This is a genomic window from Bifidobacterium callitrichidarum, from assembly GCF_003129905.1.
GTDB classification, from domain to species: Bacteria; Actinomycetota; Actinomycetes; order Actinomycetales; family Bifidobacteriaceae; genus Bifidobacterium; species Bifidobacterium callitrichidarum.
Map to the genome: position 1 here is coordinate 1 of NZ_QFFM01000002.1, position 19941 is coordinate 19941.

18 protein-coding genes and 1 tRNA gene are annotated in these 19941 nt (G+C 63.5%); 15 read left to right on the plus strand and 4 right to left on the minus strand.

Annotated elements, in window-relative coordinates; all coding sequences use genetic code 11:
- Positions 1–299 precede the first annotated feature (299 nt).
- A tRNA-Asn gene (locus tag DF196_RS00725) sits at positions 300–375 on the plus strand.
- A gap of 38 nt (positions 376–413) precedes the next feature.
- On the opposite strand, the gene DF196_RS00730 is transcribed toward DF196_RS00725, so the two are convergent.
- Positions 414–1292 (minus strand): hypothetical protein, encoded by an 879-nt coding sequence (locus DF196_RS00730; RefSeq protein WP_146194641.1) that lies wholly within the window; start codon positions 1290–1292, stop codon positions 414–416.
- 152 nt (positions 1293–1444) lie between these two features.
- Here DF196_RS00730 and DF196_RS00735 point away from each other — a divergent pair, with 152 nt between their 5' ends.
- Positions 1445–2140, plus strand: coding sequence for a M23 family metallopeptidase (locus DF196_RS00735; protein WP_241519524.1), 696 nt, complete (start codon positions 1445–1447; stop codon positions 2138–2140).
- 95 nt (positions 2141–2235) lie between these two features.
- Here DF196_RS00735 and DF196_RS00740 read toward each other — a convergent pair whose 3' ends face one another.
- Positions 2236–3903 (minus strand): substrate-binding domain-containing protein, encoded by a 1668-nt coding sequence (locus DF196_RS00740; protein ID WP_109056034.1) that lies wholly within the window; start codon positions 3901–3903, stop codon positions 2236–2238.
- 261 nt (positions 3904–4164) lie between these two features.
- Positions 4165–5385, minus strand: a complete 1221-nt coding sequence (locus tag DF196_RS00745; RefSeq protein WP_109056035.1) for an NADP-dependent isocitrate dehydrogenase — start codon at positions 5383–5385, stop codon at positions 4165–4167.
- Positions 5386–5513: 128 nt separating this feature from the next.
- Between DF196_RS00745 and DF196_RS00750 the strand changes: the two genes are divergently transcribed.
- From DF196_RS00750 to rlmN, 10 genes are all read left to right on the plus strand, one after another.
- Positions 5514–6638: a GuaB3 family IMP dehydrogenase-related protein gene (locus tag DF196_RS00750; RefSeq protein WP_109056036.1), complete on the plus strand. Its 1125-nt coding sequence runs from the start codon at positions 5514–5516 to the stop codon at positions 6636–6638.
- Positions 6639–6801: 163 nt separating this feature from the next.
- Positions 6802–7293, plus strand: a complete 492-nt coding sequence (locus DF196_RS00755; protein WP_241519525.1) for a hypothetical protein — start codon at positions 6802–6804, stop codon at positions 7291–7293.
- A gap of 113 nt (positions 7294–7406) precedes the next feature.
- Positions 7407–9494, plus strand: a complete 2088-nt coding sequence (locus DF196_RS00760; RefSeq protein ID WP_109056037.1) for an AMP-dependent synthetase/ligase — start codon at positions 7407–7409, stop codon at positions 9492–9494.
- Positions 9495–9499: 5 nt separating this feature from the next.
- A complete protein-coding gene (def, locus tag DF196_RS00765; RefSeq protein ID WP_109056038.1) occupies positions 9500–9979 on the plus strand; it encodes a peptide deformylase in 480 nt (159 codons plus the stop codon).
- 380 nt (positions 9980–10359) lie between these two features.
- Positions 10360–11187: a 30S ribosomal protein S2 gene (rpsB, locus tag DF196_RS00770; RefSeq protein ID WP_109056039.1), complete on the plus strand. Its 828-nt coding sequence runs from the start codon at positions 10360–10362 to the stop codon at positions 11185–11187.
- 77 nt (positions 11188–11264) lie between these two features.
- Positions 11265–12116: a translation elongation factor Ts gene (tsf, locus tag DF196_RS00775; protein ID WP_109056040.1), complete on the plus strand. Its 852-nt coding sequence runs from the start codon at positions 11265–11267 to the stop codon at positions 12114–12116.
- Positions 12117–12342: 226 nt separating this feature from the next.
- On the plus strand, positions 12343–13083 hold the full coding sequence (gene pyrH, locus DF196_RS00780) for a UMP kinase (RefSeq protein ID WP_109056041.1): 741 nt from the start codon (positions 12343–12345) through the stop codon (positions 13081–13083).
- Between the two features lie 74 nt (positions 13084–13157).
- Positions 13158–13709, plus strand: coding sequence for a ribosome recycling factor (frr, locus tag DF196_RS00785; RefSeq protein WP_109056042.1), 552 nt, complete (start codon positions 13158–13160; stop codon positions 13707–13709).
- Between the two features lie 24 nt (positions 13710–13733).
- On the plus strand, positions 13734–14720 hold the full coding sequence (locus DF196_RS00790; RefSeq protein WP_109056043.1) for a phosphatidate cytidylyltransferase: 987 nt from the start codon (positions 13734–13736) through the stop codon (positions 14718–14720).
- A gap of 62 nt (positions 14721–14782) precedes the next feature.
- Positions 14783–15952, plus strand: a complete 1170-nt coding sequence (gene rlmN, locus DF196_RS00795) for a dual-specificity RNA methyltransferase RlmN (RefSeq protein ID WP_109056044.1) — start codon at positions 14783–14785, stop codon at positions 15950–15952.
- Between the two features lie 279 nt (positions 15953–16231).
- Here the strand turns inward: rlmN and DF196_RS00800 are convergent, their stop codons facing one another.
- Positions 16232–16780 (minus strand): type 1 glutamine amidotransferase domain-containing protein, encoded by a 549-nt coding sequence (locus DF196_RS00800; protein ID WP_109056045.1) that lies wholly within the window; start codon positions 16778–16780, stop codon positions 16232–16234.
- A 195-nt stretch (positions 16781–16975) separates the two neighbouring features.
- Between DF196_RS00800 and hisF the strand changes: the two genes are divergently transcribed.
- Genes hisF through DF196_RS00815 form a run of 3 tightly spaced genes read left to right on the plus strand, consistent with a single transcriptional unit; the run spans position 16976 to position 19787 of the window.
- Entirely contained in the window at positions 16976–17746 is a 771-nt protein-coding gene (hisF, locus tag DF196_RS00805; protein ID WP_109056046.1) for an imidazole glycerol phosphate synthase subunit HisF, read from the plus strand.
- 32 nt (positions 17747–17778) lie between these two features.
- Positions 17779–18189, plus strand: coding sequence for a phosphoribosyl-AMP cyclohydrolase (gene hisI, locus DF196_RS00810; RefSeq protein WP_109056047.1), 411 nt, complete (start codon positions 17779–17781; stop codon positions 18187–18189).
- Positions 18190–18230: 41 nt separating this feature from the next.
- The gene (locus DF196_RS00815) at positions 18231–19787 is read left to right on the plus strand and encodes an anthranilate synthase component I (RefSeq protein WP_109056048.1); all 1557 of its coding nucleotides are present in this window, start codon (positions 18231–18233) and stop codon (positions 19785–19787) included.
- The last annotated feature ends 154 nt before the right edge of the window (positions 19788–19941 follow it).

A 19941-nucleotide genomic window follows, 5' to 3' on the forward strand; every position in this document is an offset into this window, starting at 1 on the left:
GCAGCGTCAGAGGGGTATAAGAGACAGGGGGAGAAGAGGACTGGGTGGGGGGCGTGCTGTCCATTGTGGTCTCCAATCGACTACAGCGATTATCTTTACTTGCGCACAAGTAAAGTCTAACACTTTACTGTCAGTAAAGTCAATAGCGAAGGCGGAGTGTCTTCGCCGGGGAATGCATGCAAGCCGATTTCCGTATGATTCCGCGCGACATGCTATGCATGCGTGCGATTTGCATTTCTACGGGAGACATGTAGTATATATGACTCGTGCACAGGAGAAATCTTGGGTGCAATAATTATTCCTGCGTAGCTCAGTTGGCAGAGCATCCGACTGTTAATCGGACGGTCACTGGTTCAAGCCCAGTCGCAGGAGCCATATGAAGCCCCTTGAATATTCAAGGGGCTTCGTCGCGTCTAGGCATGTTCCTCTGGCTGGTATACAGGGCCGTTGGGATCCGACCGGGAGCGGCGCCTTCGCGAAGCCAGCCATTTGACCAGCACAAATGGGCCGGCAAACGCCGCGATATCCTCGAGCAGCAGCGCCAGCGTGACTGGGATGATCCAACGGGCGTCGACCACCGGAATGCTGATACCGGTCATGAGAACGATGATGAACACGCAGAGCCACGTGACGAACGCCATGGTGGGCTCATCCTCAATCGGTTTCCTGGCCATCACGATCGTAAACGCCACGAACAGCATCAGGAACATGATCAGGGCCATGAAGAAGAGATGCAGGAACACCGTTTCGCCGGCGTCATGCACATTCACCGTGATGTTGCTGTCGTAATCGCCCTCATACAAGGTCGCCGTATCGCCTTGCAGCGTGATGCCTCCGGCGACGGCCTTCCCTCCATCCGTGAACCACAGCGGGCCGTAGCGGGTTTCTCCGCCCAGATATGGGTATCCGGGATCTTCGAGCCAGGCGAATGTCCTGCCGCCGTTCACGTGCAAATCCGATACGCCGCAAGCCCGCTCCACAGCGCGTCGAGACACTCCATGATGCCATGAACCCATGGTCATGCCGACGGCTATCGCAATGAACGCCTGAATCGCCGCAATGGCCACATACCATGCCACCGATTGGGGATGCGCACGCCACATACCAGGCTTGCGGAAGAACATGAATGCCAGAATCAACGTGGCCATCACCCCGCCCGCGCCGACGCCAATCATGATCATCGGCTCGATGTTGCCCTGGCTGAACGGATTCACGCTGAGCGGCACTTCGCAGATCTTCACTGGCTTTCCCTCTCGCGTCATTGCGGTGATCCCGCCGATACCGGTCCTCATTATGCCATGCGATGAGGGTAGGAGGCCGGAGATGACCGTTGGACAACGTGCAAGAGCCGTTGATGTGGATAACTTTGCAAGCTCGAACCACATACCCCGTTCCGGCTGGACATGCACGCCGCGGTCCCTCAGGGTGGAATCGGCCGGCACCGATGCCGGCGTGGAGCGGCTCGATGTTGCTCCGGATTGCAATGGACTCATCGATGGGAGATGACATGAACAATTGGCTTGACTGGCGGCGCGACGAGATGATTCGGGCGGCGAAACGACGTGAATGGGAACGGCTGCAGGACGAATGCAAACGCCGGCGCATCGATGCCGCGATCGCGTGCATGTCCGTCATCGGATTGGTCCTAGCATTGGGAATCGGGATCGTCGCCGATGCGGATGCCGGCGAGATACCGGCGTATCCGTCCGGCGCCGCGGTCTCGCAATGCGAGGCCCTGTATGGCTGGCCGGTCGAAACGGTGATAATCGAACAGAAGTTCGAGCGTCCGTTGAATACTTGGTCACCGGGACATCGCGGCATCGACCTTGCGGCCGAAACAGGCACGGCCATACTCGCGCCGAAGGCCGGAACGGTGAGCTTCGCCGGCAAAGTCGCCGGCAAGGACGTAGTCAGCGTGCGGCACTCCAACGGCGTGGTCTCGACCTTCGAACCGGCAAGCACCGACTTCGCGGTCGGCACGAAGGTGACGCGCGGCCAGACCATCGGTACGGTCGAAGGGGAGTCGGACCATTGCAAGGACCAATGCCTGCATTGGGGGCTCAAACGTGGCGCCGCGGATTATCTGGATCCGGAGCATGTCAGCGGAAACAAAAGAATCGCATTGAAACCGCTGGAATAGTCGTATTGCTGGATGCCGGCACAACCGACCTCAATCGGTTCCGCTGACAGGGGAGCCGCGATGGCGGAGCAGAGGCGAGAGGGACCGTCCGCCTCTCACAGGCCGGCGTCGGCGAGGGTGATGTAGCCGGGATCGATGAGCGTGGCCTTGAGGTTGCTGGCGCTGACGGCCAGAAGCGGCTCGTTGATGGTCGGCACCTTCTTGACACCGCCCACCTGGGTGTTGCGCACGGAAACCATGGATTCCAGCTCCTGGCCCTTGTTGAGCCTCGTGCAGGCCTCGGCGATGTCCGAGGCGAAGGCCTTGCGGTTCTCCATGCCGGTCATCCACTGCTTGCCGTTGACCACGGACGGGATGTTCGAGACGTACGCTCCGTATCCGGTCACCAGCGGCCATTGTGCATCCTTGGCCTTGTCCGTGGCGGTGGAGTCCTTGCCGCTGCCGGAGCCGTCCGACGTGTTGGCGTCGTCGTTTTCGGGCGACTTGATGGGATCCGGCACGGCCTGGCGGCTCAGATCCTTCTTGCCGGTGATGTTGCCCACGATGCCGGAAATGGTGATCTGCGGGTTGATGTCCGCCGCCGAACCGGTGTATCCGAGGTCGTCCAGTTCGGTGACCACTTCGGAGGCCACGTAGTCGTTGAGCGCGAGGACGGCGTCGATGCGCGTGGGGGAGTCGGCCCCGTCATCCGTGGCCAGGCGCGTGGAAAGCGTCTTGGCGCTGGACCCTTCCTTGGAGGCGTCGTACGCCACGAGCTGCCAGTCGTTCTCGGTGGTTTTGGCGTCCAGCGTGCCCGAGGGTGATTTCACCACGCCCTTCTGGTAATACGCGCCGAGCACCTGCCAGATGCCGCGGAACGCCTCGCGGGCGAACGTGGAATCACCGGCCGTGCCCTTGGCGTCCGCCGGGGTGTACGGCAACAGCACCTCGATGTACTTGGGGTTGTCCTTGCTGGCCTTGGTGAGCTGCAGCTTGGCGACGATTTTCTCCGCCTGCAGCCGACCGATGGACTGCGCGTCCGAGAACTTCGCGAAGGCGTCCGGCTTATAGCCCTCGATGCTGTTGCCCAGCAGCACCACGTGCATGCCGGACTCCTTGGCCAGCTTCAGCGAGGAGACCAGACGGTCCACGGCCTCGGCCTGCGCGTTGTCCGCCGTAGTATCGGTGGCGGTGTCGGACGAATCGGCGGAAGCCTCGTCCTTCGATGACCCGGACGAATCGGATGATGAAGAGTCCGAGGACTCGTCGGCGTCGGCGGAGCCTTCGGCGGTCACCTCATCGCCGCTGGTGCTCAGCTCCTGGCTCACGTAATCGCCGTACTGCCGTGTGGAGGCGTCGGCCTCGACCACCGGAGCGACCAGCAGCGTCGTGTTCTCGGGGGTGATGGTGATGCCCGAATCGCTCGTCTCGCCCTTGCTGGACAGATGATCGACCACGTAGTCCTGGATCGCCCGGCTCTGTTTGTCCAACGAATCGGAAGTGGTGTGCGAGACGTCGCCCTTCCTGAATCCGGCGTCGACCAGTGCGTCGGTGATGTCCGGCGTGAGTTTGGCCCACTTGTTCAACGGGGTCTGCTGGCTGAGCGTGATGCCGTCGGACGGGGTGAACAGGGCCACCGCGCCAAGGGAGGTGCTGGTGATCGTGGTGTCGCCGTTGGTGTCGTTCCGGTCGGAGTCCGAGGCGCAGGATGTCAACGAAAGCGCCATCGCGCAGGCGGCGGCGAAGGCGGTGAGGACGGTGGCTGGACGGCGTGCGGACACCATAGGCGTACGGAACCTCCTTGGGATCCTGAAAACGGATGTCGGAAACGAACTGAATAACGATACTAGTCGCCGGTATATGAAAAGTCCCGGACACATGACGGGAAATCGTCACATATCCGGGAACGATCAGGGTGGGAACGTGGAATGAAATCAGCCGGAATCGCTGCGGACTACCCCTCAGCCCGCAGCGCGGTCAGCTCCCCTGACAAGGGGAGCCCAGGGAGAACCCGTGAGCGATCGTGGTGGGAACGGAGGTCGGGATCAGTCGGCCAGGGCCTTCTGCAGGTTCTCGTCCAGCGCGTTCATGAAGCCCTCGGTATCGAGCCACGGTTCGTCCGGACCGATCAGCATGGCGAGATCCTTGGTCATCTGGCCGCCTTCCACGGTGTCCACGATGACCTTCTCCAGCGTCTCGGCGAAGTGACGCACCTCGGGGGTGTTGTCCAGGTCGGCGCGGTGCTTCAGGCCGCCGGTCCACGCGAAGATGGAGGCGATCGGGTTGGTGGAGGTCTTCTCACCCTTGAGCCAACGGCGGTAGTGGCGGGTCACGGTGCCATGCGCCGCCTCGGCCTCGACGGTCTGGCCGTCCGGGGTCATGAGTACGGAAGTCATGAGGCCCAGCGAGCCGAAGCCCTGCGCCACGGAATCGGACTGCACGTCGCCGTCGTAGTTCTTGCAGGCCCAGATGTAGCCGCCATGCCACTTGAGGGAGCTGGCGACCATGTCGTCGATGAGGCGGTGCTCGTAGGTGAGGCCCTCGGCCTCGAACCTGTCCTTGTATTCGGTCTCGAAGACCTCGGCGAAGATGTCCTTGAACTGGCCGTCATAGGCCTTGAGAATGGTGTTCTTGGTGGACAGGTACACCGGGTAGTGGCGCATGAGGCCGTAGTTGAAGCAGGCGCGCGCGAAACCGCGGATCGAGTCGTTCACGTTGTACTGCACCTGGGCCACGCCGCCGTCCGGGCCGTAGTTGTAGACCACGTGCTGGATCGGCTCGGAGCCGTCGTCCGGGGTGAAGGTCACGGTCAGCTGGCCGGCACCCGGCACCTTGAAGTCCGTCGCCTTGTACTGGTCGCCGAAGGCGTGGCGGGCCACCACGATCGGCTTGGTCCAACCCGGCACCAGACGCGGCACGTTGCTCATCACGATGGGCTCGCGGAAGATGGTGCCGCCCAGGATGTTGCGGATCGTGCCGTTGGGGGACTTCCACATCTTCTTCAACCCGAATTCCTTGACTCGGGCCTCGTCGGGGGTGATGGTGGCGCACTTGACGCCCACGTGATGCTTCTGGATGGCATGGGCGGCGTCGATGGTCACCTGGTCGTCGGTCTCGTCGCGGTGCTGGATGCCCAGATCGTAGTAGTCAAGGTTCACGTCGAGATACGGCAGGATAAGACGGTCCTTGATGTCCTTCCAGATCACACGGGTCATCTCGTCGCCGTCGAGTTCGACAACGGTGCCTTCGACCTTGATTTTGGCCATGTTCCCTCCCTGTAGATGGTGTGAAGATGGTTCAATTCATATCTCATGTTTGTAACGCCGGACCGTGCGTGACGAGAATATGGACATGCCTTGCCTCCGAGTCCGTCCCCGGCAATAGTCTTGAAGCCATGTCTCAGGAAATTGAAATCGGTTTGGGTAAAAAGGGCCGTCTCGGCTATGCGCTTGACGATGTGGCCATCGTTCCGTCCCGTCGCACGCGCGATCCCGAGGACGTCTCCACGTCCTGGCAGATCGACGCCTACGAGTTCGACGTGCCGGTGCTCGGCGCCCCCATGGATTCGGTGACCAGCCCGGCCACCGCCATCGCCATGGGCAAGATGGGCGCGCTCGGCGTGCTCGACCTGGAGGGCCTGTGGACCCGTTACGAGGATCCGGCCCCGCTGCTGGAGGAGATCGCCGGCCTGCCCGCCGACGAGGCCACCAAGCGCATCCAGCAGATTTACGCCGAGCCGGTCAAGCCCGAGCTCATCACGCAGCGTCTGCATGAGATCCGCGCCGCCGGCGTCACCGTGGCCGGTGCGCTTTCGCCGCAGCGCACCCAGCAGTTCTACTCCACCGTGGTGGACGCGGGCGTGGACCTGTTCGTGATCCGCGGCACCGTGGTCTCCGCCGAGCACGTCTCGGCCGGCCACACCCCGCTCAACCTCAAGAAGTTCATCTACGACCTCGACGTGCCGGTCATTGTGGGCGGCGCCACCAACTACACCGCGGCCCTGCACCTCATGCGCACCGGCGCGGCCGGCGTGCTCGTGGGCTTCGGCGGCGGCGCGGTATCCGCCACCCGCCAGACCATCGGCGTGCAGGCCCCCATGGCCACCGCCATCGCGGACGTTGCCGAGGCCCGTCGCGACTACATGGACGAGTCCGGCGGCCGCTACGTGCAGGTCATCGCCGACGGCGGCATGGGCGACTCCGGCAGCTTCGTCAAGGCCTTGGCCCTTGGTGCCGACGCCGTGATGCTCGGTGCTCCGCTGGCCCGCGCCACTGAGGCTCCGGGCAAGGGCACCCACTGGGGTGCCGAGGCCCGTCACCAGACTCTGCCGCGTGGTTTCCGCACCACCGTGGGCACGGTCGGCTCCCTGGAGCAGATCCTGTTCGGACCGAGCCACCAGGCGGACGGCAAGACCAACTTCATCGGAGCGCTCAAGCGTGCCATGGCCTCCACCGGTTACGTGGACGTGAAGAACTTCCAGCGTTGCGGCATGGTGGTCAACCCCTATTCCGCACGCTAAAGGCTGCCGTATGTGAGCGCTAACCCTTGATTTCCAAGGAATGACGCCGATTCGAGGCGCGCTGGGTCGTTTGACTTGGCGCGCCTTTCGTGTTGTTGTTAGGGGGTATGGCCGGCGCATTGGGGGATGGGGCCATGCAACCTATCAGAAGGGGATAACCACCATGGATCATTATTTCTTCTTTACCCATGGGCGTAGGTACGATCCGTTGCCGGGCTTCAACGGTTTTATCGTCGTGGAGCTGTCCGACAGACCGGTCAGATATCACATCCAGCCCACATTCATCGGCGGCATGAACGCCGATGAATGCCACACCATGGCCCTGGCCGCATGCCGGATCGCCTGCACGTCGGCGGACGCCGTACGCGGCAAGCTCAGCGTGGACCGGCTGCACCGGGCCATGACCCAGCCCTGTCTCGAACGGTTGCGCACTATGCAGTACCTGCTGGACGCGCACATGCTCACCCATCCGTCGGACAAGGCCAAGTTCTGCTATCTGCCCACGGTCCCCACGCTGATCGACGGTGTAATCGTCAGCCAGGAGACGCTGGAGATGGCGGTGTTCATGACCATCGGCCAGGAAGATGTCAGGGTAACTCTTCGCTTCAGATTCATCGGGAGCCGATGGATGTGCCAGTACGCTGATCTCGGCTGACACGTCCCTTGCGGATGTCCGATAAGCGATGACGGCTCGGCCCAAAGCCGAAGTCCGTCCGATTCGGCCCGCCGTGCCCGACTCTCGGCGCGGCGGGTCTTATAGTGTAAAGCATGCGTGAACATGTTGAAGCACCCAGGTATGTGACCACCGACGAGGACACCGTCTTCTCGCTGCTGGTCAAGCGTGCCGCCCGCACCCCGGACGACACCATCGCCGAATGGCAGGACGACGAAACCCACCAATGGCACAGCGCCACCGCCTCCGAAATGCTCGCCCGTGTGCGCGAGATCGCCAAGGGCCTCATGGGCCTCGGCGTCAAAGCCGGCACGATGGTCCTCATCTACTCGCCCACCTGCTATGAGTGGGGTCTGGCGGACTTCGCCTGCGCGGCCATCGGCGCCGTGGTGGTGCCCGTCTACGAGACCGACTCGGCCAAGCAGACCGCCGCCATCGTGGAGGAGGTCAACCCCGTCATCGCCTTCGCCGGCGACTCCCAGCGCGCACAGACGCTGGAACAGATCCGCGCGAACCACCCGGGCATGAAGTACGTCTTCAACTTCAAGGCCGACGGGCTCGACGGCGTGGCCGACTTCGGCACCGGCGTGAGCGACGAGGCGCTCGACCAGGCCATCGCCCGCATCAAGGCGGACGACCTGCTCACCGTGGTGTACACCTCCGGTTCCACCGGCAAGCCCAAGGGCGCCATGCTCTCCAACCGCAACTACACGCACATCGTGCTCAACGGCTACGAGATCCTCAACGGCATGCTCTACCGGGACAACCGCCTACTGCTGTTCCTGCCGCTGGCCCATTGCTTCGCCCGCTACATCCAGTACGTGGCCATCGGCGGCTGCGGCGTGGTGGGATACATCCCCAACGCCAAGCACCTGCTGGCGGACATCCGCAGCTTCAAGCCTACCTACCTGCTGGGCGTGCCGCGTGTGTTCGAGAAGGTCTACAACGCCGCCTCCCAGAAGGCCGGCGCCGGCATCCAGGGCTACATCTTCGCCCAGTCCGTCAAGCACTTCGTCAAGTGGAGCAAGGACGAGCAGGGCGGCAAGGGACACTCGCCGATCGAACGCATGAAGCATTCGTTCTACATGGCCACGGTGGGCAAGTCCATCCGCTCCGCCCTCGGCCCGAACCTGAGGTGGCTGGCCTGCGGCGGCGCGCCCCTCAACGTGGACCTGGCCCACTTCTTCAACGGCATGGACGACATCACCTTCATCCAGGGCTACGGCATGACCGAAACCGCCGCCCCGATGCTCGTCAACTGGGAGGACGACAACGAGGTCGGTTCGGTCGGCAAGCCCGGCCCCGGCATGGGCGTGCGCCTCGGCGAGGACGACGAGATCGAACTCACCGGCCCGAACGTGTTCCTCGGCTACTACAAGCAGCCCGAACTGACCGCCCAGGCCATGACCGCCGACGGCTGGATCAAGACCGGCGACCTGGGCCGCATCGACGACAAGGGCTTCACGTTCATCACCGGCCGCAAGAAGGACATCATCATCACCGCGGGCGGCAAGAACATCAGCCCGGCGCCGATGGAGGACATCATCGACACCTGCCCCATCGTGGCGCACGCCGTGGTGGTGGGCGATGGCAAGCCCTTCGTCTCCGCACTCATCGAACTCGACCCGGAGATGCTGCGCTCTTGGCTCGAAGGCCAGGGACTGGACGCGAACATGACCCTGGGCGAGGCCAAGGAGAACGACGCGGTGCGCGCCTTCATCCAGCAGTACGTGGACCAGGCCAACGCGAACGTGTCCCGCGCCGAATCCGTGCGCAAGTTCGAGATCCTCGATGAGGAGTTCAGCCAGGCCAACGGCACGCTCACCCCGAGCATGAAGGTGGTGCGCCCCAAGGTACTGCAGCGCTACGCCGCAGTCATCGAGGACGAACTGTACGCCCCTAAGCCCTCCAACAAGCCGCTGCCGGCCACCGCCAAGATCATCGACAGCACCTCGGAAACCGTCAAGAAGGCCTCCGTGCAGGTCAAGCAGGCGTCGGAACAGATGAAGCAGGCCTCCGAACAGATGCGCACCAGCGTGTCGGATTCACTTGCTAGCGTATCGGAGAAAATCAAGAAGGCCAAGGCCGAAGCCGAGGACGACGAGGATGACGGCGAGAGCGCATCCGCAGCCGGCGAGGACGGCGAGACCGGCCAGAACCGTGACGAGAAGAACGAGGAGTAATACCAGTGGCCATCCGTGAGATCAGGGTCGTGCCCGATCCGGTGCTGCGCACCCCCTGCGACGAGATCAAGGAAATCACCCCGGCCGTGCGCCGTCTGGTCGACGACCTGCTGGAGACCGTGGACGATCCGGGCCGCGCCGGCCTGTCCGCCAACCAGATCGGCGTGAGCCTCAGGGCGTTCTCCTACAACATCGACGGCAAGATCGGCTACATCCTCAACCCGGTCATCGAGGAGACCTCCGGCGAACAGTACGGCGACGAGGGCTGCCTGTCCGTGCCCGGCCTGTGGTACAAGACCCGCCGCGCGGACTACGCCCGCGTGCGCGGCATCGACCTGGACGGCAAGGAAGTGGTGCTGGAGGGCCACGGCCTCATGGGCCGCATGCTCCAGCACGAATGCGACCATCTGGACGGCCACGTCTACCTTGACCGTCTCGAAAAGGAGGAGCGTCGCGCGGCGCTCCGCTATATGCGGAACCGTTAGGCGGACAGTCCGGTGGACTGTCCGTAGGCGACGCCTGAGTGAGGCGATAGCCGAACGAAGGTGATATTGGGTCCGCCGAAGGCGGTCCGCTATTGCAAATCGTGGCAGGTGAGTCACGAGATTCGGCGAAAGGCCAGTGCGTTGCGGGAAGCCGCAATAGTACCGGCCTTCTGTTATTCTGAAAACTTGTGTGCCACCCGGCAACGGACGCAGTCGCTGGCGTTCGGGGCCAACCCATTATTGTCAACCGGCACACGAAAAATTCGCGTCATGCTCGCGACGGCCTGTGTCGGTCGGTTGCAAGCCCGCATCATGCGGGGGAGCGGCTGCACGCAGGTGCGCATGGCCAGGCAAGAACCGACAAGAAAGGTAGTAATACCATGGCTCAGATCACTATGAGCGACATGCTGAAGGCCGGCCTGCACTTCGGCCACCAGACCCGCCGCTGGAACCCGAAGATGAAGCAGTTCATCCTCACCCAGCGCAATGGCATCCACATCATCAACCTGTTCAAGTCGCTCGACATGATCGACAAGGCGTACGACTTCATCAAGACCACTGTGGCCCACAACGGCACCGTGCTCTTCGTCGGCACCAAGAAGCAGGCCCAGGAAGCCGTCGCCAACCAGGCCACCCGCGTGAACATGCCGTACGTGTCCGAGCGTTGGCTCGGCGGTATGCTGACCAACTTCCAGACCGTTTCCAAGCGCGTGAACCGCCTCAAGGAGCTTGAGGAGATGGACTTCACCGACGTGCACGGCTCCGGCCTGACCAAGAAGGAACTCCTCCTGCTTGAGCGCGAGAAGGACAAGCTCAACAAGCAGCTGGGCGGTATCCGCAACATGAACCGTACCCCGTCCGCCATGTTCGTGGTCGACATCACCAAGGAGGCCCTGGCCGTCGAGGAAGCCCACAAGCTGGGCATCCCGGTCGTCGCCATCGTCGACACCAACGCCGATCCGGACATCGTTGACTACCCGATCCCGGCCAACGACGACGCCATCCGCGGCATCGAGCTGCTCACCAGCCTGATGGCCGACGCCGTCGCCGAGGGTCTGCTGGAGCGCTCCGGCGCCAACAAGGCCGCCGGCGAGTCCGCCGAGCAGCCGATGGCCGCTTGGGAGAAGGAACTCCTGACCAACGACGCTCCGGCTGAGGCCGCTCCGGCCGCCGCCGAGGGCGAAACCGAGGCTCCGAAGGCCGAGTGATGCTCTACGATGGGAAGTGCCTGAATACAGCGCTTCCCATCGTTTTTGGGTAAGCAATATTCTCAAGGAGAAAATCAATGGCAGCAATTACCGCCGCACTGATCAAGCAGGTTCGTGAAGACACTGGCGCCGGCATGCTCGACGTCAAGAAGGCCCTGACCGAGGCCGAGGGTGACGTCGCCCGCGCCAAGGAAATCATCCGCGCCAAGGGCATCGCCGCGGCCGGCAAGCGTGAAGGCCGCAAGGCCCAGGAAGGCACCATCGCCTCCAAGGTCGTCGAGGGCGCCAACGGCGAGACCGGTTACGCCGTCGAGCTGAACTCCGAGACCGACTTCGTGGCCAAGACCCCGAAGTTCGTGGAGTTCTCCGAGGAGATCCTCGGCTACGCCGTGGAAGCCGACGCCAACTCCGCCGAGGAGCTGCTGGAGGCCAAGGCCGGCGATTCCACCGTCAAGGTGGCCATCGAGGAAGCCGCCGCCCTGTTCGGCGAGCACGTCAAGGTCGGCCAGTACGCCAAGGTCTCCGGCGAGCATGTCGAGATCTACGCTCACAAGAAGTCCGCCGAGATGCCGCCGAGCATCGTGGCCATGATCGCCACCGACAAGGCCGGTGCCGCCGTGGCCCACGAGGCCGCCCTGCAGATCTCCGCCATGGGCGCCGAGTGGCTGACCCGCGAGGACGTCCCGGCCGAGGTCGTCGAGTCCGAGCGCCGCGTGGCCACCGAGAAGTCCCTGGCCGAGGGCAAGCCGGAGAAGATCGTCCCGAAGATCGTCGAGGGTCGTCTCAACGCTTTCTTCAAGGAAGTCGTGCTCCTCGAGCAGCCGTTCGTCAAGGATCCGTCCAAGACCGTGGGCGACCTGTTCAAGGAAGTCGGCGGCTCCGCCACCGCTTTCGTGCGCATCGAGGTCGGCAAGGGCGAGGAGGAGTGAGTCTGTAAGGACCCGCTCGCTTCCGCACCGGTCTGACCCAGTGCGACCAGCGTGATCGTCCAGCACGCAACGCTGTACGGACGAGGGGAAGCGCCATCCAACATAAGGTTGGGTGGCGCTTTTCGTATGGGCAGGGTGTCGCTGCATCGGTGTGTCGTCGTAAACCGATACGCTTGTCTACTGGATATTTTCAGGCACTTGTCGTTTTTGTAAGGAAAGGCACAACATGACTGAACAGGACAAGCCACGCAGGGTGCTGCTCAAGCTCTCCGGCGAGGCGTTCGGCGGAGGTAAGGTGGGCATCGACACCCAGGTGATTCGCCGCATCGCCGAGGAGATCGTCCCCGCCGTCAAGCAGGGCGTCCAGGTGGCCATCGTGGTGGGCGGCGGCAACTTCTTCCGCGGCGCCGAACTGCAGCAGGCCGGCATCGACCGATCCCGCGGCGATTACATGGGCATGCTCGGCACCGTCATGAACTGCCTTGCGCTGCAGGACTTCCTGGAGCAGGAGGGCCAGGCCACGCGCGTGCAGACCGCCATCACGATGGGCCAGGTCGCCGAACCGTACATTCCGCTCAAGGCCATCCGTCATCTCGAGAAGGGCCGCGTGGTCATCTTCGGCGCCGGCGCCGGCATGCCGTACTTCTCCACGGACACCGTCTCCATCCAGCGCTCCCTCGAGATCCACTGCGACGAAGTGCTCATGGGCAAGAACGGCGTGGACGGCGTATACACGGCCGACCCGCGCAAGGACCCGAACGCCAAGCGTTTCGAGACGCTGAGCTACAACCGCGCCCTCGTGGACAACCTGGCCGTCATGGACGCCTCCGCGCTGTCCATGGCCCGCGACAACAAGAAGCGCATCCGTGTCTTCGGCCTCGAAGGCCAGGGCAACGTCACCCGTGCGCTGCTGGGCGACGAGATCGGCACGCTGGTCTCCACCGCCGAATCCCGCGTGGCCGACTGAGCCGCCTCCGGCAATCGCCTACAATCAGATACCAAGCGTTCACAGACGAACACCACCAATCAAAAGGAGTGAATATGTCCCTCATCGATCAGGCCAAGGAACAGATGGCCAAGACCGTGGAAAACACCAAGGAGAACTTCGCGGGCATCCGCACCGGCCGCGCCAACCCGGCCCTGCTCAACGGCATCATGGTCGATTACTACGGCGCCCCGACCCCGATCAAGGCCGTGGCCTCCATCGGCGTCCCCGAGCCGCGCACCCTGGCCGTCACCCCGTTCGACGCCTCCCAGGCCGCCGCCGTGGAGAAGGCCATTCGCAACTCCGATCTCGGCATCAGCCCGAACCGTGACGGCAACGTCATCCGCCTGACCATGCCGGAGCTCACCGAGGACCGCCGCAAGGAGTACGTCAAGCTCGCCAAGGGCAAGGCCGAGGACGGCAAGGTGGCCGTGCGCAACATCCGCCGTAAGACCAAGGAGACCATCGACAAGTCCGTCAAGGACGGCGACATGGGCGAGGACGAGGGCGATCGTCTGCTCAAGGACCTCGACAAGGTCACCAAGTCCGTCACCGACGAAATCGACGCCCTGCTGGAGACCAAGCAGAAGGAGATCATGGAGGTCTGATTCCCGGACCCGGTACGGAGCATTATGGAACGCAACGAACAACTACACGCAGAGGCCGAGGAGACCCTCGACCAGATCAACAAGAAAACCGGTCGCAACATGCCACAGGCCATCGGCACGGCCGTGGTGCTCATCGCGATCATTCTCGGCTGCCTGCTGTTCAGCATCGACTTGTTCGTGCTGTTGGTCGTGGTGTTCATGATTCTGGCGCTGTGGGAGCTGAGGGTCGATTTCGCCACCGTGGGACTGCACATTCCGGTGCTCATGCTCTGGATCTGCTCGGCCCTCACGCTCTTCGCCACCTATTATTCCCCGTACCATCTCATCACGATGTCGCTGAGCATCATCGTCTCGATCATCCTCGTGGCGATCTCCGCCAGCGCCAAACTCAGCTTCGGCAACCGCCTCTCCCTGGCGGTCGCCGGCAAGCTTTCCAGCACGGACGCCAGCGCCCGTCTGGAATCGTCCTTCAACCATGAGGGCGGCGAACAGCACCATTCGCGACTAAGCCATGTGGCCGTCTCCGTGCTCACCGTGCTGTACATCCCGCTGCTGGCGAGCTGCATCATCATCCCGCTCACGTTCAACGACCACCCCGTGGCGCACGCCATCATGCTGGTGTTCATGCCCGCCCTGTCCGATACGGGCGGCCTGTTTGCCGGCGCATGGCTCGGCAAGCACAAGCTCAGCCCGCGCATCTCCCCGAAGAAATCCGTGGAGGGCCTCATCGGATCCATGCTGTTCGCCATGGCCGGCGCATTCGCCGTGTTCGCCTGCACGTACGATGCCGCCACCTGGTCCACCCGCTGGTGGGTGCCGATCGTGGCCGGCATCCTCATCGGTGCGGTGGGCACCTTCGGCGACCTGTGCGCCTCCATGCTCAAGAGGGACATCGGCATCAAGGACATGGGCCACCTGCTCAAGGGCCACGGCGGCGTGATGGATCGCGTCGATTCCATCCTCATGAGCGCGCCGTTCACTTGCGCGCTGCTGTGGGTCACCGGACTGTGACGCGGCGGACGGTCGCAGGACAGTCACTAATCAATGCAAGATTCGAGAACGAAGCGAACGTCATGACCAATCAGGAAACCGACACCCCGGAAACCGGCATCACCCCGGGCGGCACTGCGGGAGCCTTCCGCGATGTATTGTCCAAGGACCACGCCCGCCGAGGCAAGCCGCCGCTGCATTTCGTGGACATGACTCCCGAGGAGCGCATCGAGCGCGCCAGCGAACTTGGCCTGCCCAAGTTCCGCGTCAAGCAGCTGGCCAACCACTACTACGGCCACTTCGATGTGAACGCCGCCGCGTTCACCGACTTCCCGGCCGCCAAGCGCGATGACGCCGCGGCAGCGTTCTTCCCGCAGCTCATCACCGAGGTCACCCGTCAGGTGGCCGACCAGGGCACCACCATCAAGACGCTGTGGAAGCTGTTCGACGGTTCACTCATCGAATCCGTGCTCATGCGCTATCCGACGCGCACCACGCTGTGCATCTCCTCCCAGGTGGGCTGCGGTATGGGATGCCCGTTCTGCGCCACCGGCAAGCTCGGACTGACCCGCAACATGTCCGCAGGCGAGATCGTGGAACAGGTGCGCGTGGCCGCCAAAATGATGCGCGACGGCGAGGTGGCCGGCGGCCCCGGACGCCTGAGCAACATCGTGTTCATGGGTATGGGCGAGCCGATGGGCAATTACAAGTCCGTGCTGTCTGCCGTACGCCAGATCTCCGCCATGCCGCCCGAGGGATTCGGCATCTCCGCCCGCAACATCACCGTATCCACCGTGGGCGTGGTGCCCGGCATCAAGAAGCTCACGGCCGAAGGCATCCCGGTGCGACTGGCCGTTTCGCTGCACGCGCCAAGCGACGAGCTGCGCGATGAACTCGTGCCGATGAACAAGCGCTTCAACACCGAGCAGGTGTTGGACGCCGCGCACGACTACTGGCTGGCGTCCAAACGCCGCGTGAGCATCGAATACGCGCTCATGCGCGGCATCAACGACCAGGCCGAGCATGCGCGCCTCTTGGCCAAGCGCCTCAACCATTATGGCGACAATTGGGCGCACGTGAACCCGATTCCGCTCAACCCCATCGAGGGATCCAAGTGGACGGCCTCCAAGCCTGAGGACGAAGCGCGATTCCTGGAGATCCTGCACGCCGCCGGCATCACCGCGACATTGCGTGACACCCGCGGTCAGGACATCGACGGCGCCTGCGGACAGCTCGCCGCCAAGGAACGCTGAGCGCCGCTGCTGAAAAAGGAATCGGCCTTTGGCCGATGCTGTGTTTTCCGCAGCTTTCGCTGCCCGCTTCTCTCCCTCACCCGGCTTACGCCGGGAGCTCCCTCGTCAGAGGGAGCCAAGGACTATGACATATAGTCTAGCCTCCCTCTGACGAGGGAGGTGTCATCGGCGTAGCCGATGACGGAGGGAGAGAAGCACGCAGCGAAAGCTGCGGGATCAATAGCATCGGCCAAAGGCCGATTCCATACCCGGTGAGGCACAAGCTCACCGGAAAACCGTCTACTTCAGTGCATCCTTAATCGCGGACACGAAGTAGTCCAGATCGTCGGGCTTGCGGGAGGTGATGAGACGGAAGCCGTTGGCGTCGTCCACGTGCACCTGCTCATCCACGTAGTGGCCGCCCGCGTTCTCGATGTCGGCCGCGATGTAGCGGCAGGGGGCCGCCGTCTTGCCGGCGATCAGTCCGGCGTTCACCAGCAGCCAGGCGCCATGGCAGATGGCCGCGATCGGCTTGCCCTCGTGCGCGAACTCCTGAGCTAGGTCGATGGCGTCCTCGTTCACGCGGATGCGGTCCACGTTGCAGGTGCCGCCGGGCACCACGAGCAGGTCATAATCGGCGGCCTGCACATCCGACAGACGGGTATCCGGGGTCAGCGTCTCGCCCTCGTAACGGTCATGCTGCACGGTCTCGCACGGATCCAACGTGGTGGCGGCGAGCGTCACCTGCGCGCCGGCGGCCTTGAGATCACGCAGCGGGCGCGTCAGCTCGGTCTCCTCGATGCCCCAGTTGTTCACGATGATCAGTACCTTGCTGTTCTCCACAGCCATGACAGCCTCCTTTGGATTGGCGGATGATTCCACCGCATATTCTCCCACAGTCCGCGTCCGCGCGCGTCCGTTTCCCGACCATTCGCGGCCCGCGCAATCATGTCGGTTCTCATATTCCAGAAACGCCCGCGGCCATGTAACGGGAGATAGGTAGGCTGAGGAGCGTTACTGCAAAGCCGAACAGGGGAGTGAAGCATGTCGTTGGCGGTACGAGTCATCCCGTGCCTGGACGTTGACGCCGGTCGTGTGGTGAAGGGTGTGCATTTCGAGAACCTCAAGGACGCCGGCGACCCCGTGGAGCTGGCCGCCGAATACTACCGGCAGGGAGCCGACGAGATCACCTTCCTCGACGTGACCGCCTCCAGCTCCCACCGCGGCACCATGATCGATGTGGTTTCGCGCACCGCGGAGCAGGTCTTCATCCCGATGACCGTGGGCGGCGGCGTGCGCACGCCCGAGGACGTGGACTCCCTGCTGCGTTGTGGCGCGGACAAGGTCGGCGTCAACACCGCGGCGATCAACGACCCCTCGCTCATCAGCCGCGTGGCTGACCGCTTCGGCAACCAGGTGCTGGTGCTCTCCGTGGACGCACGTCGCGAGAAGGGCGAGCAGCACACGCAGTCCGGTTTCGAGGTCACCACCATGGGTGGCCGTAAATCCACCGGCATCGACGCCATCTGGTGGGTCAAGCGCGCCGAGGAACTGGGTGCGGGCGAAATCCTGCTCAACTCCATGGATGCCGACGGCACCCAGGAGGGCTTCGACCTTGAAATGATTCGCGCCGTGCGCAAGGAGGTCAAGATCCCGATCATCGCATCCGGCGGCGCCGGCAAGGTCGAGGACTTCCCGCCCGCCATCGAGGCCGGTGCGGACGCCGTGCTGGCCGCATCCGTGTTCCACTACGGCATCATGACCATCGCCGACGTCAAGGCAGAACTCAAGAAGCACGGCTACACCGTGCGCTGAAACGAAAAACCATACGGAAAAAGCAAGAGGACATGACGAACACAACCACCGAACCCATCGCATACGACAACTCCGAAACCCTGGATCCGCGCATCGCCGAACGGCTGAAGCGCGACGCCAAGGGCTTGGTCGCGGCCGTGATTCAGCAGTACGACACCCGTGAGGTGCTGATGGTCGGATACATGAACGATGAGGCCCTGCGCCGCACCCTGACCACCGGTCGCGTGACCTTCTGGTCCCGGTCCCGTCAGGAATACTGGCGCAAGGGCGACACGTCCGGCCATGTGCAGTACGTCAAGGGCGTCTCGCTCGACTGCGACGGCGACGCGCTTCTGGTGGAGGTCGACCAGGTGGGTGCCGCGTGCCATACCGGCAAGCGCAGCTGCTTCCTCGAAGGCGGTCCGCTGCCCGTGGTCGAAGGCCACCGTCCCGCCGACCAGTGAGCCGGTTTCCCATCCGAACAGCTTTTCCAAAGGAGGATCGTATGAGCGAATGCAGCGTCAAGCACCTGAAGTGGGGTGCCACCTGGCCCAGCCGCGAACAGTTCCACGAGCTGGCCGATGAGGGATACCGTGTGATTCCGATCGTGCGCCGGCTGCTTGCCGACTCGCTCACGCCGGTCGGCTTTTACGAGCGACTCGCCGGAGGCCGCAGCGGCACGTTCATTCTCGAATCGGCGGAATTCGGCGGCACATGGAGCCGCTACAGTTTCATTGGCGTCAACTCGATGGCGCAGCTGCGCTCCAACGGTGGTCAGGCCGACTGGCTCGGCAAGGTGCCGGCGGGCGTGCCCCGCACCGGTGACGTGATCGAAGTGGCCCATGCCACGTTGAAGGCGCTGAAGGCCCCGCATGTGGAAGGCCTGCCGAACCTGACCAGCGGTCTGGTCGGCACGGTGGGTTGGGATGCGATCCGCCATTGGGAGCCCACGCTGCGCGCCGAGGCACCGAACGAGACCGGCCAGCCGGAAACTGTGCTCGCCCTGGCCACGGACATCGCCGTGGTGGACCACGTGTCCGGATCCGTATGGCTCATCGCCAATGCGGTGAACGTGGACGACAAGCCCACGCGAGCGGACGCCGCCTACAACGAGGCCGTGGCCCGACTCGACCAGATGCAGCGCGACGCTGCCACCCCCACGCAGGGAGAGGCGCGCGTCAACGTGCTGGACGAGACGGTCGAACAGCCCGAACTGCGCTTCCGCACCGAGAAAAGCCATTACGAGCACGCGGTGGAGGAGGCCAAGCGCCATATCATCGACGGCGACGTGTTCCAGGTGGTCATCTCCCAGCGACTCGACATCGACTCGCCCGCCGACCCGTTCGACGTGTACCGTGTGCTGCGCACCCTGAACCCGAGCCCGTACATGTACTTCATGGCGCTCACCGACGCGCAGGGACGTGACTTCAACGTGATCGGCTCCAGTCCGGAGACCCTCATCAAGGTGGACAACGGTCACGCCATGACCTTCCCGATCGCCGGTTCCCGCCCTCGCGGCGCCACCCCGGAGGAAGACGAGAAGCTTGCCAAGGAGCTGCTGGCCGATCCGAAGGAACGCAGCGAACACATCATGCTCGTGGATTTGGCCCGCAACGACCTGAGCCGTGTGTGCGACCCGACCACGGTCGAGGTCGTCTCCCTCATGGACATCAAGCGGTTCAGCCACATCATGCATATCTGCTCCACCGTGACCGGTCGCGTGAACCCGTCCATGACCGCGTTTGATGTGTTCACCTCCGCGTTCCCGGCCGGTACGCTCTCCGGAGCCCCCAAGCCGCGCGCCATCGAGATCATCGACGAGCTGGAACCCGCCGACCGCGGCATCTATGGCGGCACCGTGGGCTACTTTGACTTCTCCGGCAATCTGGACATGGCCATCGCCATCCGCACCGCGTTCCTGCGCGACCATGAGGCAAGCGTCCAGGCCGGCGCCGGCATCGTGCTCGATTCCGTGCCCGCCACCGAATGGCAGGAGACCCGCAACAAGGCCGAGGCCAGCGTGGAGGCCGTGCAGATCGCCGCCCAGTTGCGCGAGCTGTAGGCAGTAAATTATCTGGCTGAGGACCGAGCCGTGAAGCGAACAGTCCGGTGGACTGGGGTATAGGTGAAGTGAGCGGCTGTGATGTGAAGGCTCCCCTCTCTGAGGGGAGCTGTCGAACGAAGTGAGACTGAGGGGAGTGGTCGGTTGGTGCTGA

What these genes read in the sequence shown, in the direction of transcription:
- DF196_RS00730 (WP_146194641.1), bottom strand. Translation starts at nt 1,292, where the DNA reads ATGAGGACCGGTATCGGCGGGATCACCGCAATGACGCGAGAGGGAAAG.
- DF196_RS00735 (WP_241519524.1), top strand. Translation starts at nt 1,445, where the DNA reads ATGCCGGCGTGGAGCGGCTCGATGTTGCTCCGGATTGCAATGGACTCA.
- DF196_RS00740 (WP_109056034.1), bottom strand. Translation starts at nt 3,903, where the DNA reads ATGGTGTCCGCACGCCGTCCAGCCACCGTCCTCACCGCCTTCGCCGCC.
- DF196_RS00745 (WP_109056035.1), bottom strand. Translation starts at nt 5,385, where the DNA reads ATGGCCAAAATCAAGGTCGAAGGCACCGTTGTCGAACTCGACGGCGAC.
- DF196_RS00750 (WP_109056036.1), top strand. Translation starts at nt 5,514, where the DNA reads ATGTCTCAGGAAATTGAAATCGGTTTGGGTAAAAAGGGCCGTCTCGGC.
- DF196_RS00755 (WP_241519525.1), top strand. Translation starts at nt 6,802, where the DNA reads ATGGATCATTATTTCTTCTTTACCCATGGGCGTAGGTACGATCCGTTG.
- DF196_RS00760 (WP_109056037.1), top strand. Translation starts at nt 7,407, where the DNA reads ATGCGTGAACATGTTGAAGCACCCAGGTATGTGACCACCGACGAGGAC.
- rpsB (WP_109056039.1), top strand. Translation starts at nt 10,360, where the DNA reads ATGGCTCAGATCACTATGAGCGACATGCTGAAGGCCGGCCTGCACTTC.
- tsf (WP_109056040.1), top strand. Translation starts at nt 11,265, where the DNA reads ATGGCAGCAATTACCGCCGCACTGATCAAGCAGGTTCGTGAAGACACT.
- pyrH (WP_109056041.1), top strand. Translation starts at nt 12,343, where the DNA reads ATGACTGAACAGGACAAGCCACGCAGGGTGCTGCTCAAGCTCTCCGGC.
- frr (WP_109056042.1), top strand. Translation starts at nt 13,158, where the DNA reads ATGTCCCTCATCGATCAGGCCAAGGAACAGATGGCCAAGACCGTGGAA.
- DF196_RS00790 (WP_109056043.1), top strand. Translation starts at nt 13,734, where the DNA reads ATGGAACGCAACGAACAACTACACGCAGAGGCCGAGGAGACCCTCGAC.
- rlmN (WP_109056044.1), top strand. Translation starts at nt 14,783, where the DNA reads ATGACCAATCAGGAAACCGACACCCCGGAAACCGGCATCACCCCGGGC.
- DF196_RS00800 (WP_109056045.1), bottom strand. Translation starts at nt 16,780, where the DNA reads ATGGCTGTGGAGAACAGCAAGGTACTGATCATCGTGAACAACTGGGGC.
- hisF (WP_109056046.1), top strand. Translation starts at nt 16,976, where the DNA reads ATGTCGTTGGCGGTACGAGTCATCCCGTGCCTGGACGTTGACGCCGGT.
- hisI (WP_109056047.1), top strand. Translation starts at nt 17,779, where the DNA reads ATGACGAACACAACCACCGAACCCATCGCATACGACAACTCCGAAACC.
- DF196_RS00815 (WP_109056048.1), top strand. Translation starts at nt 18,231, where the DNA reads ATGAGCGAATGCAGCGTCAAGCACCTGAAGTGGGGTGCCACCTGGCCC.